Annotated in this window: 15 protein-coding genes; 8 read left to right on the top strand and 7 right to left on the bottom strand. The window is 71.9% G+C overall.

Translation table 11 applies throughout. The features are described from left to right. The first annotated feature begins 107 nt into the window (after positions 1–107). The gene (locus tag A3CE_RS57375; protein ID WP_169523964.1) at positions 108–533 is read left to right on the top strand and encodes an MBL fold metallo-hydrolase; all 426 of its coding nucleotides are present in this window, start codon (positions 108–110) and stop codon (positions 531–533) included. Then, positions 530–1183 (top strand): MBL fold metallo-hydrolase RNA specificity domain-containing protein, encoded by a 654-nt coding sequence (locus tag A3CE_RS53985; protein WP_020639743.1) that lies wholly within the window; start codon positions 530–532, stop codon positions 1181–1183. The genes A3CE_RS57375 and A3CE_RS53985 overlap by 4 nt, the downstream gene beginning before the upstream one ends. Here A3CE_RS53985 and A3CE_RS0108970 read toward each other — a convergent pair. After that, positions 1167–1679, bottom strand: a complete 513-nt coding sequence (locus A3CE_RS0108970) for a DinB family protein (RefSeq protein ID WP_026468305.1) — start codon at positions 1677–1679, stop codon at positions 1167–1169. The two genes, A3CE_RS53985 and A3CE_RS0108970, sit on opposite strands and share 17 nt — an antisense overlap. A gap of 173 nt (positions 1680–1852) precedes the next feature. On the opposite strand from A3CE_RS0108970, the gene A3CE_RS0108965 reads away from it, so the two are divergent. Further along, the gene (locus A3CE_RS0108965) at positions 1853–2839 is read left to right on the top strand and encodes an Acg family FMN-binding oxidoreductase (protein WP_026468304.1); all 987 of its coding nucleotides are present in this window, start codon (positions 1853–1855) and stop codon (positions 2837–2839) included. Positions 2840–2842: 3 nt separating this feature from the next. On the opposite strand, the gene A3CE_RS0108960 is transcribed toward A3CE_RS0108965, so the two are convergent. After that, complete coding sequence (locus A3CE_RS0108960) at positions 2843–3250, bottom strand: CBS domain-containing protein (protein ID WP_020639740.1); 408 nt, start codon at positions 3248–3250, stop codon at positions 2843–2845. A 208-nt stretch (positions 3251–3458) separates the two neighbouring features. Between A3CE_RS0108960 and A3CE_RS58460 the strand changes: the two genes are divergently transcribed. The 3 genes from A3CE_RS58460 to A3CE_RS0108945 are packed head-to-tail and all read left to right on the top strand — an operon-like array spanning position 3459 to position 5303. Then, positions 3459–4058 (top strand): Rv1733c family protein, encoded by a 600-nt coding sequence (locus A3CE_RS58460; RefSeq protein WP_020639739.1) that lies wholly within the window; start codon positions 3459–3461, stop codon positions 4056–4058. Between the two features lie 22 nt (positions 4059–4080). Beyond that, positions 4081–4593: a universal stress protein gene (locus A3CE_RS0108950; RefSeq protein ID WP_020639738.1), complete on the top strand. Its 513-nt coding sequence runs from the start codon at positions 4081–4083 to the stop codon at positions 4591–4593. Between the two features lie 11 nt (positions 4594–4604). Further along, positions 4605–5303 (top strand): CBS domain-containing protein, encoded by a 699-nt coding sequence (locus A3CE_RS0108945; protein ID WP_043792040.1) that lies wholly within the window; start codon positions 4605–4607, stop codon positions 5301–5303. 61 nt (positions 5304–5364) lie between these two features. Here the strand turns inward: A3CE_RS0108945 and A3CE_RS0108940 are convergent, their stop codons facing one another. Continuing rightward, positions 5365–6402 carry a zinc-dependent alcohol dehydrogenase family protein gene (locus A3CE_RS0108940; protein WP_020639736.1) on the bottom strand — a complete coding sequence of 346 codons (1038 nt, stop codon included), beginning with the start codon at positions 6400–6402 and terminating at the stop codon, positions 5365–5367. Positions 6403–6466: 64 nt separating this feature from the next. Further along, positions 6467–7063, bottom strand: a complete 597-nt coding sequence (locus A3CE_RS0108935) for a DoxX family membrane protein (protein ID WP_020639735.1) — start codon at positions 7061–7063, stop codon at positions 6467–6469. A 191-nt stretch (positions 7064–7254) separates the two neighbouring features. Between A3CE_RS0108935 and A3CE_RS50595 the strand changes: the two genes are divergently transcribed. Beyond that, positions 7255–7812 carry a CBS domain-containing protein gene (locus A3CE_RS50595; RefSeq protein WP_051183755.1) on the top strand — a complete coding sequence of 186 codons (558 nt, stop codon included), beginning with the start codon at positions 7255–7257 and terminating at the stop codon, positions 7810–7812. Here the strand turns inward: A3CE_RS50595 and gap are convergent. Continuing rightward, on the bottom strand, positions 7761–8771 hold the full coding sequence (gap, locus tag A3CE_RS0108925) for a type I glyceraldehyde-3-phosphate dehydrogenase (protein ID WP_020639734.1): 1011 nt from the start codon (positions 8769–8771) through the stop codon (positions 7761–7763). The two genes, A3CE_RS50595 and gap, sit on opposite strands and share 52 nt — an antisense overlap. A 209-nt stretch (positions 8772–8980) precedes the next feature. Here gap and A3CE_RS0108920 point away from each other — a divergent pair, with 209 nt between their 5' ends. After that, positions 8981–10501 carry a WS/DGAT domain-containing protein gene (locus A3CE_RS0108920; protein ID WP_169523959.1) on the top strand — a complete coding sequence of 507 codons (1521 nt, stop codon included), beginning with the start codon at positions 8981–8983 and terminating at the stop codon, positions 10499–10501. Here A3CE_RS0108920 and A3CE_RS0108915 read toward each other — a convergent pair. Next, positions 10489–12144 carry a SulP family inorganic anion transporter gene (locus A3CE_RS0108915; RefSeq protein WP_020639732.1) on the bottom strand — a complete coding sequence of 552 codons (1656 nt, stop codon included), beginning with the start codon at positions 12142–12144 and terminating at the stop codon, positions 10489–10491. The genes A3CE_RS0108920 and A3CE_RS0108915 overlap by 13 nt on opposite strands. Beyond that, positions 12141–12551 carry an ArsR/SmtB family transcription factor gene (locus A3CE_RS0108910; protein WP_020639731.1) on the bottom strand — a complete coding sequence of 137 codons (411 nt, stop codon included), beginning with the start codon at positions 12549–12551 and terminating at the stop codon, positions 12141–12143. Before A3CE_RS0108910 ends, A3CE_RS0108915 begins: the two co-directional genes overlap by 4 nt. Positions 12552–12563 lie beyond the last annotated feature (12 nt).

The following is a 12563-nucleotide window of genomic DNA, read 5'->3' as shown; positions in this document are numbered from 1 at the left end:
CCGGACGAACTGCACGCGGTCGGCGCGGTGCTCCTGCCGAGCGCCGACCTCGGCAGGAGCACCGCGGGCTTCCTGCCGCAGCTGGTCGCCGAAGGCTGGCACGGCCGGTGTTCGCAACGCCGGGAACCGCCGCATTGCTTCCGCTGGCGTTGTCCGACGCCGCGACGCAGTTCACCGAAGACGCGCTCGCCGCCGAGGCGGGCGGATGGGCCGGACCCGGCCCGGCCGTTCCGCCGTTCCGCGCGGAAGACGTCTCCCGAGCGGTCGCTCTGGTGCGGCCGGTCGAGTACGGCACGCTGCAGGAATTCGGCGGCGCGGAGTTCGAGTTCGGCCGCGCCGGCGGCCGGCTCGGGGCGGCCTGGGTGCGGATCCGGGCCGGCGGCCGTTCGGTCGTGTTCGCCGGCCCGCTCGGCGCGGCGGAGCATGCCCTGCTGTGCCCGCCGGATCCGCGGCCGCGGTCGGACGCCCTTGTGCTAGCCGCTCCGTCCCCGGCCGGCGACGGGCACCTGGCCGGCCGGTTCGCCGCGCGGTGAACCGGGGCGGCAGTGTCCTCGTCCCGGCGGCCGCGGTCGGTGCCGAAGGGCTGCTGACGATGGTGGACGAGCTGATGGCCGCGGGGGAGATCCCGAAGCTGCCGGTGGTGCTGGACAGTCCCGCCGGGCTCTCGGCCGTCGAAGTCCACCAGCGCGCCGAGCGAGAGCGCCGGCCCGAGCTGCATCGTGGCGGGCGCGTCGGCGTTCCCGCCGGGCTGGTCGAGCAGGTGTCCGATCGGCCGTCGATCGTCGTGGCCGGCTTGGCGACGGCGGACTCCGGCCGCGTGCTGCGGCACCTAGCCGAGATGCTGCCGGACCCCCGCAACGGGGTGGTCCTGCTAGGGCCGCCGGCCCCGGGAACCCGCGCCGCACAGCTCGCGAGCGGAACCCGCCAGCTGAAGGTTCGTGGCCGGTACGTGCCGGTCCGGGCGGAGGTGACGGCGCTGGGCAGCACCGGCGAATTCGCGGGACCGGCGGAGACGCTCGATTGGGCGACGGCGACACGGCCACCCGAGACGGCTTTCGTCATCGAAGGGGAGGCGGTCGCTTCAGAAGCGTTCGCGAAGACCTTGCACGCCGAAGCCGGTTGGTGCGCGGTGGTCCCGGAGGACGGGGAGCGTGCTGTGCTGAGCGCTACCGGTCGAGGGTGAGCTGCTGCCGGTGGAACGCGAAGTGGAGGCTCGGGTAGCGGTAGACGTCGGCCATCGTCATGGTGGGCCGGAAGAAGGGATCCCACCGCGTCGGGTAGTGCATTCCGCGGGCGAGGTCGGCCTCGGTGGCCCGGTCCAGGCTGCGGTGCAATGACGCGATGATGTGGTCCAGCCAGGCGGCCGCGCGCTCGGGGCCGAGCAGTCCGCCACCGCAGGACCCGAGGTAGTTGATGACGTGGAAGGGGGGAGTGGCCGCGTTCAGCGCGGCGGCGAACCGGCGGCTGACGGAGTCGGGTAACCGGCCGAAGAGGCGGACCAGCACCAGCAGGGCACGCACGATCTGGTAGCCGAACACGAGGTGGAACACCAGCTGCCCGTTGGTCCACCGGGTGCCGGCCGACCGCCGGCGGAGATCGGCGGCCGTCACGGCGGCCACCAGTTCGTGGAGGGTGGCGCGGTCGCGTTCCCACTGCTCATGTACTGCTCGCCGGTCCATGGGGCGGCCCTCCGATGGCGTCGGCCGAGCATCCCACCAGCCGGCTGAAGCCGGTCTCAGCGAAGGGCGCCGAGAGGTCTTTAGTCCCTCCGGGTCGTGACGCGCGACCGTCGCCGCCGGGCGGGGCCACCGGTGAAGCTGGGTGTTCGCCCCCGAGTGACCCGGAGCCCTTGATGAGCCGACCACTGCCCACTGTGTTCGACCAAGCCCTCGCCTCGGCCGTGCGCGCGCCCTCACCGCACAACACCCAGCCCTGGCGGTTCGTCGTCGAGCACGAGGTGATCGAGGTCTGGCTGGACCGCGATCGCGTCCTGGACATCGCCGACCCGCTCGGGCGCGAAGCCCGGCTCGCCTGCGGTGCGGCCGCGTTCAACCTCGTCATCTGCCTGCGGGCCAACGGGCTCGCCGCGATCGTCCGGATGCTGCCGGACCCGGCCGAGCCGGACCTGGTCGCGGTGATCCGGCTCGACGGCAACCAGAAGGCCACCGCGGCGGAGCGCAAGCTCGCCGAAGCCGTCTTCCGCCGGCACACCAACCGCCGTCCGATGCTGGACAAGGAGGTGCCGTCCGCGGCGCGGACCGCGCTGAAGTCCGCGGCGCTGCAGGAAGGTGGGCAGATCGAGTACCTCAACGTGTCCGGCCGGTACAGCACGGTGGCGTCGCTGGTCCGGCAGGCAGAGACGCTGCAGTCCGACGATCCGGCCTTCCGGGCGGAAGCGGCGTTCTGGACCCACCGGGAGCCCGGCAGCCCCGACGGTGTGCCGCGGGTCGCGGCCGGGCCGCCCCCGTACGGGCCGGGAGTCGTGACGTTGCGCGCGTCGCACGAAAACGAGAACCTGCCGCCGCGCGAATACGAGCAGGAACCCCTGCTCGGCGTGGTCCTGACCCGGGACCGGGGGCCGCACGCGGAGGTCCGGGCCGGGATGGCGATGCAGCGGGTGCTGCTGACCGCGACCGTCGAAGGCCTGGCGACGTCCTTCCTGTCCCAGCCGTTCGAAACCCCGCGGACGCGGGAGGCGCTCGGCCGGATCTTCGCCGGGCTGGGTCAGCCGCACACGCTGCTGCGCATCGGCTACGGCTCGCCGACCCGGCTCACGGCCCGCCGCCCGATCGAGGACGTGCTGACCCACCGCGCCGGACGGGACGTGCCGGCGAGCTGAGCGTCAGCTCCGCCGGCTGCCGGTGAGCGCGCGCAGCACGTCCTGGAAGGTCACCATGCCGACGACGTGCCCGCCGTCGACGACCGGCGCCGAGCGCACGTCGGCGTCGGTCATCAGGCTGGCCACCTCACGTACGTCGAGGTCGCCCGGCACGGCCAAGCCGTGCTCGCGCATCACCGAACCGGCCGTGCGCGGCCCACCGCCGAGCATCACGCCGGTGTCGGGATCGCCGGCCGGGACCGGGGCCCGCAGGATGTCCGCTTCGGACAGCAGGCCGAGCAGCCGCCCGTCGCCGTCGATCACCGGCATCGTCGTGAAACCGTGGCCGGTCATCATCTCAGCTGCTTCTTCGAGCGTCGCGGACGGTGTCAACGCGAAGGTCGGGATGGTCATGATTTCGCGGGCGCGCATGGTCGATGCTCCCTTCCGTGGGGTCTCCGACCATCCCGTCGGTGCCCGGCTGCGGTACAGGGTCCTAAGTCCTCGGTGCGTCGTCGGAGGGCCTCGCGAGGAGTGTGGGCCGGTCCCCACACGCCGGGGTCCAATTCCTCTTCGGGCGGCGCCGGAAATCGATGATTCTGTTCGTAGCCAAGACTTCCGACCGGAGAGGACCGGACCCATGAGCACGTCGTCGAATTCGATCGCGCGGATGTGGCGCACCGTGCTGTCCCGCCGCGGGTCGGTGGCGCGGGCCTCGGACCGGTTCCAAGCGGGCCTGCTGATCTTCGTGGCGCTGCTCGCGCTCGCCGCGCTGCCGGTCTCCGCCGCCCTCGGTTCGGAAACCTTCGTGCGGCAGCAAGGAGAGTCGGCGCAGCAGGTCAGCGAGCGCATGCAGGTGACCGCCACCCTGCTCGCCGACGGGCCGGACATCACGGTCAACTCGCGCGCCGGTGTCGTCGGAAACGGCCGGCCCACCGACGCAACCTGGACGCTCCCCGACGGGACGCGCCGGGTCGGCAAGATCGTGGCCGACGAGGGCAAGCTCAAGGGCGAAACGCTGACCGTCTGGGTGGATCGCACCGGCAGCCCGGTGGATCCCCCGCTCAGCGGCGCGGGTGTCGTCATCGACGCCGTGGTCCTCGGGCTCGGTCTCTGGCTGGGCGCACTGGCGCTGCTCGCCCTCGCCTACCGGCTGGCCGTGTTCTCCCTCGACCGCTTCCGGTTCGCCCAGTGGCAGCACGAGTGGTTCCGCGAGCTGGACCCGAACACCCATTCTTGAGAACAGGAGAAGGTGAATTCCCATGACAACGGCAAACCAAGGCGACATCGTCGTCGGCGTGGACCATTCGGCGGTCAGCGTGGCCGCGCTGCGCTGGGCGGTGTTCGAGGCCGCGCAGAGCGGTCGTCAGGTCGTCGCGCTGCGTGCGTGGTCGTTCGAGCCGGTCGCCGACCTCGGTGCGGCGGTCGCCGGATCGCCGGAGACGGTCGCCGACCGGGAGCGGCGACAGCTCGAAGACGTCGTCGGCGAAGTGCGGGCGGAGCACCCGGGTGTGGCCGTCCGGGCCGAGCTGGCCGAGCACTCGGCCGCGGTGGCACTGGAGGAGGCGTCGAAGACCGCGGCGATGCTGGTGCTCGGCAGCCACGGCCGCGGCCGGCTGCTGAAGCTGCTGGTCGGTTCGGTCGCCGAGCACTGCCTGCGCGAGGCGAGCTGCCCGGTGGTGGTCATCCCGGCGCGGACGGTCCCGGAACCGGAGAAGGAACCGGCGGCGGCGTCGGAACCCGTGGGCAGCTACTACCCCGGACCGCTGCTGTGAAGGAGGTCAAGATGCCCAGCCGCCGCAAAGTGGGTTCGGTCATGACGACCGAAGTCACCACTGTCGGGCCGGACACGCCGTTCAAGGCGGTCGCGCTCCTGCTGGCCACGTGGAACATCAGCGGCGCACCCGTGGTCGACGAGGACGACCTGGTGCTCGGGGTCGTCTCGCAGGGCGATCTGCTCGAGCGCGAGGCCCCGCACGGCCTGCTCAAGCCCGGTTCCCGGCAGGCGAAACGGAAGGCCGGCGCGGCGTTCGTCGCCGACCTGATGACGACGCCGGCGGTCACCGTCCACGCGGGCGACGACGTCACAGTGGCCGCGAAACTGCTGGAGGAGCACCATTTCCACCGCTTGCCGGTGGTCGACGACGAGGGCAAATTGGTCGGCGTGGTGTCCCGTTCGGACCTGCTGCGGGTGTTCCTGCGCACGGACCACGTGATCCGGGACGAGGTCCGGGAGGAGGTGCTGCTGCGGGAGATGGCCATGGATCCCGCGTCTCTGTACGTTTCGGTGCACAACGGCATCGTGACCCTCAACGGCACCGTCGAGCGGACGAGCATGATCCCGGTCATCGTGGCGCTGGTCCGCCGGGTGGATGGAGTCGTTGAGGTGCGGCAGACGCTGCAGGGCCGTTTCGACGATCGAGGTGTGTCCCCGGTTCCGCCGGGGCCGGTCGGGATTCTGAGCTCGCACAAGCCGCGCAGCTGAATCCGCGGTCAACGGGGAAGCGGCCACCATCCGATCCGGATGGTGGCCGCTTCTTGCTCGGTCAGCTGCGGAACAGTGCGACCTTCAGCGCGTTGCTGTCCTGGGGCTGGGCGAAGACGTCGTAGGCTTCGTCCATCTCATCGAGCCCGAACCGGTGCGTGATGAACCGGCTCGTGTCCAGCCGGCCCGCGGCGAGCATGCGCAGGAGCATCGGGGTGCTGGAGGTGTCGACCAGGCCGGTCGTGATGGTGACGTTCTTGATCCACAGTTCCTCGAGGTGCAGGGTCGCGGGTGCGCCGTGGACGCCGACGTTCGCCACGTGCCCGCCCGGCTTGACCAGCCGCGTGCACAGCTCGAACGTCTCCGGGACGCCGACCGCCTCGATCGCGACGTCTGCGCCCAACCCGCCACTGGCCTCGGCCACCGCGGCCGCCGCCTCGCCAGGCCTGACCAGCACATCCGCACCGAACGACTTCGCCGCGTCGAGGCGGGCCGGTTCCTTGTCCACCACGATGATCGTGCTCGGGGCGAACAGCTGGGCGTTGGTGATCGCGGCCAGCCCGATCGGCCCGGCCCCGACGATCACCACCGTGTCGCCCGGCTTGACGCCGCCGTTGCGGACGCCGACTTCGTAGGACGTCGGGACGATGTCGGCGAGCATCAGCGCCGACTCGTCGCTCACCCCGGACGGCAGCACGTACGTCGAGGTGTCGGCGAACGGGACGCGCGCGTACTCGGCCTGGACGCCGTCGGTCGTGTGCCCGAGTATCCAGCCCCCACCGCCGAGGCACTGGCCGTAGGCGGCCTGCCGGCAGTACTCGCAGCGCCCGCACGCGGAGATGCAGGAGACCAGCACCTTGTCGCCGGCCTGGACGGTGGTCACCGCGGAGCCGGTCTCGGTGATCGTGCCGACCGCTTCGTGACCCAGGATCCGGCCGCGCTCGACCTCGGGCACGTCGCCCTTGAGGATGTGCAGGTCGGTGCCGCAGATGGTGACCGCGTCGATCCGGACGATGGCGTCCGTCGGTGCGGTGAGCTCGGGGTCGGCGTGCTCGGTCCAGCTGCGCCGGCCGGGGCCGTCGTACACGAGTGCCTTCATCGTTCTTCCTTTCGGGCAGGGGAAAGGGCGCCCGCCGGTCGGCGGGCGCCCTGGGGCGATGTGGTCAGCGCAGCCACGTGCGGTCGCCGACGAGGGCGGCCCAACGCCGGCCGAGTCCCCACGTGTTCCCGGCCGCCGCGGCGGCCAGCACGATCAGGACGAGCGCGTAGATGATGTGGTAGTCGATGATCGGGTTGGTCGAGTGGGTGGCTTCGCCGGTGCTGGTGCTGAGGGCGAAGGGCCATTCGGCGGCCCACATCATGAGCATCATCAGCGCACCGGCGGCGGCGGACAGCCGCAGTCCGATGCCGGCGATGACGGTGATGCCGACGCCGGCCAGGCCGAGCATGAACAGCGTGTCGGCCCACCAGGTGCCGGCCCAGGCGTGGAACATCGACTCGAAGGGGCCGACGTGCACGCTGCTGAGGAAGCCCTTGGTCGGCGAGCCGCCACTGATCCAGGCGCCCTTCGCCGGGGTCGCGTAGCCCAGGCCGAATAGCTTGTCCACGAACGCCCAGAGGAACACGAACCCGGTGGCGACGCGCAGGACGGCCAGGGACTTCCCGGCGACGGTGGGGCCGGCGACGAAATCGGGGATCGGCGCCGGTTCGGTACCCCGGTGAACCGAGGTGGTCTTCTTCTCATCCGGTCGGATGGACATGGGGAAACCTCCAATCTTTTCGGTGCTGCGGTCAGTTTCGGCCGGTGCCGCCGGAAGTTCTGGGGTCGAAGGTCCCCGGCCGGGAGGCCCTTGGACGCCGGTTCCCGGGGACCACGCGGAACTGACCAAAGTCCCTCCGAACCAGGGCGGAAGCCTCGCGCCGGGAGCGGCTTCGGCCGCTTGACTTCCGGATGGCGATGAGCCGGCCGGTCGTACCGGCAGGCCCTGAGACGTCGTTCAAGGAGTTGGTTGCCCTTCTGGCCGAGCACGCCATTGCCGCGAGCACGGTGGTCGACGAGCACCGTCACCCGATCGGCGTCGTCGATGAGGCCGATCTGCTGGCCCGCCACGGCCGCGACGCCCGGCAGGAGCGCGGGGCCAGGTGGCTCCGGGTGTGGAGCAAGGCGCAGGGCCTGACCGCCCGGGAGCTGATGACCCGTCGCGTGCCGACCGTCGCCAAGGACGAACCCCTGGTGGCCGCGGCGAGGCGGCTGGTGGAGACGAACCTGCGCTGCCTGTACGTCGTGAACGGTGCGGGTCACCTGGTGGGTGTCCTGGCGCGCAGGGACGCCCGCGGTCGTTCCTGCGTCCGGACGAGGAGGTCAAGGAGACCGTCGAACGCGAGATCCTGCAGCGGCCGATCGGGACGGGTGCCCGCCGAGGTCGCGTCACCGGCGGGCACCCGCGGCAGCGGAGGCTACAGCGAGCGTCCAATGAGCTCCACGAGCTCGACCGTGCGGGTCGCGTAGCCCCATTCGTTGTCGTACCAGCCGAACACCTTCGCCAGGTGCGAGTCGGCCTTCGTCAGCTGGGCGTCGAACACGCACGACGCCGGGTCGCCGATGATGTCGCGGGACACGATGGGTGCCTCGGTGTAGCGCAGGATGCCTTTGAGGTCACCGTCGGCGGCTTCGGCGAACGCGTGGTTGACCTGCTCCGCCGTCACCGGGCGCTCGAGCTCGACCGTCAGGTCGGTCAGCGAGCCGTCTTCGACCGGGACGCGGACCGCGACGCCGTCGAGCTTGCCGGCCAGTTCCGGGAGCACCAGGCCGATCGCCTTGGCGGCGCCGGTGCTGGTGGGCACCACGTTGACCGCCGCGGAGCGGGCACGGCGAGGGTCCTTGTGCGGGCGGTCCAGCAGAGCCTGGTCGCCGGTGTAGCTGTGGATCGTGGTGAGCAGGCCGCGGCGGATGCCGAACGCCGAGTGCAAGACCTTCACCATGGGTGCGACGCAGTTGGTCGTGCAGGAGGCGTTCGAGACGATGTGGTGGTTCGCGGGGTCGTAGTCGTCTTCGTTGACGCCGAGGACGATCGTCGCGTCGACGTCCTTGCCGGGCGCGGAGATCACGACCTTCTTCGCGCCGGCGGCCAGGTGCACGCCGGCGGCTTGGCGGGTGCGGAACTTGCCGGTCGATTCGACGACGACGTCCACGCCGTATTCGCGCCAGGGCAGCTGCGCGGGGTCCGCGGTCGAGGTCGCTTGGATGAGGTGGTCGCCGACACGGAGGGCTTCGCCGTCGACGACCTCGACCGGGATGCGCAACCGCCCGTAGGTGGAGTCGTGGGCGAGCAGGTGCGCCAGCATCTCCGGGGACGTGATGTCGTTGACCGCCACCACTTCGATCGGGCTGTCCGGCGTTTCCAGCACGCACCGGAGGATGTCGCGGCCGATCCGGCCGAAGCCGTTGATGCCGAGCCGTACCGTCATGGCTTTCTCCCTGTCGTAGTCACTTCCCGTCGATGGTTCTCCGGCGACGCGGACGGCTCGTAGAGCCCAAGGTCCCCGCAGCTCGGGAAGAACGGCCGCTTCGCTTGGCGCGCCGAAAGAATCCGCTGAAGACGACAGGGTCCTCGGCCGCGCGGGCCGGGGACTTCCGGCCCTTTGCGCGGGCTTCGGTGCCACCGCACAGTGGAACGGTGCCGAACACGAGAAAACCGGCCGGACCACACCGCCGGATGCCGGCGCAGGACAGCCTGTGGCTGCACCTGGACCGGCCCGAGAACCTGATGGTCGTCACCTCGGTGCTCTGGACGCGGACACCGGTGGACCCGGCGCAGCTGCGGTCGCTCGTGTCCGATCGCCTGCTCGCGCGGTACCCGGTGTACTTCCAGCGACCCGTGCGGCACGGCCGCGCCCTCTACTGGGAAACCGATCCCGGCTTCGACCTCGCCGACCACCTGGTCGTGCGGGACCTCCCGGCGCCCGCGGACCAGGCGGCGCTGGAGAAGTTCGTCGCCGCGCGACGCAGCGAGCCGCTCCACCCGAAACGTCCACTGTGGACCATCGATCTGCTGCAGGGCTATCACGGTGGCAGCGTGCTCGTCTGCCGTACCCACCACGCGATGGCCGACGGGATCCGGCTGACGCAGGTGCTGTTCAGCCTTCTGAACCCGGTCGAGGGCGCGACGGTCCCGCACGCGAAGGTCGGCGGGGCCGGACCCCACCGCGAACCCGTGGCCCAGCCCGTGGCCCGGCTCGGCGCCACCGTGTTGCGTGCCCTCGGTGACACCGGTGCCAAGGTTCAGCTGCAGGCCGCGCGCGTGCACCCGGTGCTGGAGTCCGCGGTCGCCCTGCCGTTGCTCGGTGCGACCGCGGCCGTAGGTGCCACCGGTGCGGTCGCCGGCTTCCTGTCGTCGACCCTCGACGGCGGTCCCCGGCGCGCGGCCGACACGGTCGCGAGCACGGCGACGACGCTCTGGCACAGCCTGACCGGGACCGGCGACCTGCTCGGCCCGTCGACCGCCACCGGCCTGTGGGACGGTGAACCGGGTGTCGAGAAGACCGCGGCGTGGGGTGACCCGGTCCCGCTGATCACCCTCGGCCGGATCGGCCACGACACCGGGACGACGATCAACGACGTCTGCACCGCACTCGTCGCCGGGGCGCTCGACCGGTACTTCGCCGCGCACGGCACCGCCCGCACCGAACCGTCGGACCTCGGCTGGCTGATCCCGGTGAGCCTGTCGGCCTTCGACGACGAGCTACCCGCGACTCTCGGCAACCACTTCTCGCTCGTGCTCGCCCAGTTGCCGCTCGGACGCCGGACGTTCGCCGAGCGCCTCGCCGAGGTGCACCGGCGGGTGGCCCGGATCCGCGACTCGTTCGAACCCGTGCTGACCTTCGGGATGCAGTACGCGATCGCCCAGAGCCCGGCCCCGGTCGGCCTGCCGCTGAGCCGGTTCTTCGCCGGCAAGGCCGTCGGCGTGCTCACGAACGTGCCGGGCCCGCGGACACTGATGACGCTGGCCGGCGCCGAGGTCGACGGGATCGTCGGCTGGGCGCCGTGCAGCGGCCGCCAGGCGATCACCATCTGCATCTTCAGCTACGCCGGTCAGGTGCGCTTCGGGTTGGGCAGCGACCGCAAGCTGATCCCGGACCCCAGGCTCCTGGTGGACGCGCTGGCCGAAGAATTCGCCGAACTGGCTCAGCGAGCCTGACCCGGCGCGGTGGTGATGCGCCGGACGTGGGCGCGCGCGTACGTGGCCGCGTCGTCGAAGCTGGTGAAGAGGTGGCCGCCGGTACGGAGGGCGCCGGTGGTGGTCAGCAGGTGCTGGTGGTGGGCCTGGACTCCCTTCAGCAGCACCGCGATGCCCCGGCCTTCGAGCTCCTCGATGGTCTCGCCCAGCGCCTTCGCGCCGGTCGCGTCGAGCAGGTGCAGGCGGGACAACCGCAGGATGACGACGAGGACGTCGTCGGCCGCGGCCGCGATTTCGGTGACGACGCGTTCGGAGGCGCCCCAGAACATGGCGCCTTCGAAGCGGAAGACGGCGATGTGCTCGTCGCCGTCGGTGGCCGGGCCGGGGAGGGTGTCGAGCCGGGCGCGGGCGGCGTGGGCGAGGTGGCGCAGCGCGAAGAACGCGGCGGCGAGCAAGCCGATCTCGACCGCGAGGATGAGGTCGGCCGCGACGGTGACGATCGCGGTCACGGCGAAGGTGACCGCGCTGGAGCGGCTCGCCCGGACGACTTCGCGGACCGTGGCGAGCGGCACCATGCGGAGGCTGGTGACCAGCAGGACGCCGGCGAGGGCGGATAGGGGGATCCGGGAGACGAGCCCGGTGGCGGCGTAGATGACCGCGAGGATCACCAGGGCGTGCGCGATGGCGGCGAGCCGGGTGCGGGCCCCGGAGCGGACGTTGACGGCGGTACGGGCGATCGCGCCGGTGGCGGGCATTCCGCCGAACAGGCCACTGGCGATGGAGGCCAGGCCCTGGCCGACGAGTTCGCGGTCCGGGCGGGTGGGCCCGATCGGCGGGCCGCCTCGGGTCATCGTCGCGGCGACCCGGGCGGACAGCAGGGATTCGATGGCCGCCAGCGCGGCCACGGCGACGATCGCGCCGGCGAGGTCGTGGACGACGCCGAAGCTGAAGTGCGGCAGCGAGGGGGTCAGGTTGTTCGGCAGGTTCCCGATGCGCGGCACCGGGGCGTGCGTTATCTCGGCGGCGACGGTCGCCACGGCCACCGCCACCAGCGAGGCCGGAATCCGGCGGTGCAGCTTCGGCAGGAGGAGCATGGTGGCCACCACGACGGCGACCGTCGCCGCCGTCCAGCCCGCCACGCCGCCGCTGGCACTCGCGAGCGCGGCTCCCGCGCCCAGCAGCGGGTTCCGGCCCGCCGGCGCGGTGGTCCCGACGGCCGCGGGGATCTGCTGGAGGAAGATGATGCAGGCGATGCCGAGCGTGAAGCCCTCGACGACCGGCCAGGGCAGGTAGCCCACCAGCCGGCCCAGCCGCGCTGCGCCCGCGACGAGCACGACCACGCCGCCGAGGATCGAGACCAGTGCCACCGACGCCGTCCCGTGGGTGGCCACGATCGGCGCCAGGACGACGGCCATGGCGCCCGTCGGGCCGGACACCTGGACCGGTGAGCCGCCGAAGACCGCGGCCACGATCCCGGCGACCACGGCGGTGATGAGCCCGGCCGCGGCGCCGGCGCCCGAGCTGATGCCGAAGGCCAGCGCCAGGGGCAGGGCGATGACTCCGACGGTGAGACCGGCGAGCAGGTCCGCGCGCAGCACCGGCGCGCGCAGGTCGTAGTCGCCTCGCCCGGGGAGCAGCTCCCGGGTGCTCGCGAGGCGGCTCACGCTTTGGCCGCGATCGCGTCGAGGATGGCCTGCGGGCTGGCCCCGGGCAGTGGGGGCAGTTCCTCGGCGGTCCGGAGCCGGTCGGTGTCCGGAGTCAGGCTCGACAGGAGGAAAGCCCTGGCCACCACGAGGAGTTCCGCGACGAGCGGCTGGGCGAGCCAGTACTCGACGGCGTTGCCGGTGCGGGCCGAGGTGACGACTCCGCTGCGGCGCAGCACGGCGAGGTGCTGGGACAGGTGCGACGCTTCGCAGTCGGTCACTTCGAGCAGCCGGGTGACCGGCGTGCCCTCCTCACCGGCCGCGGCCAGCACCTCCAGGACCTGGATCCGGATCGGGTGGGCGAGGCACTTGAACAGATCGGCTTTGATCCGGTACAGCGGCTCGGTAGTGCGGGATCGGGCGGGCATCGGCACCTCCTG

Origin of the sequence: Amycolatopsis balhimycina FH 1894 (assembly GCF_000384295.1) — a bacterium.
Taxonomy (GTDB): domain Bacteria; phylum Actinomycetota; class Actinomycetes; order Mycobacteriales; family Pseudonocardiaceae; genus Amycolatopsis; species Amycolatopsis balhimycina.
The sequence above is the reverse complement of the archived record's forward strand: the minus strand, read 5'-3'. Positions and strand labels throughout refer to the sequence as shown.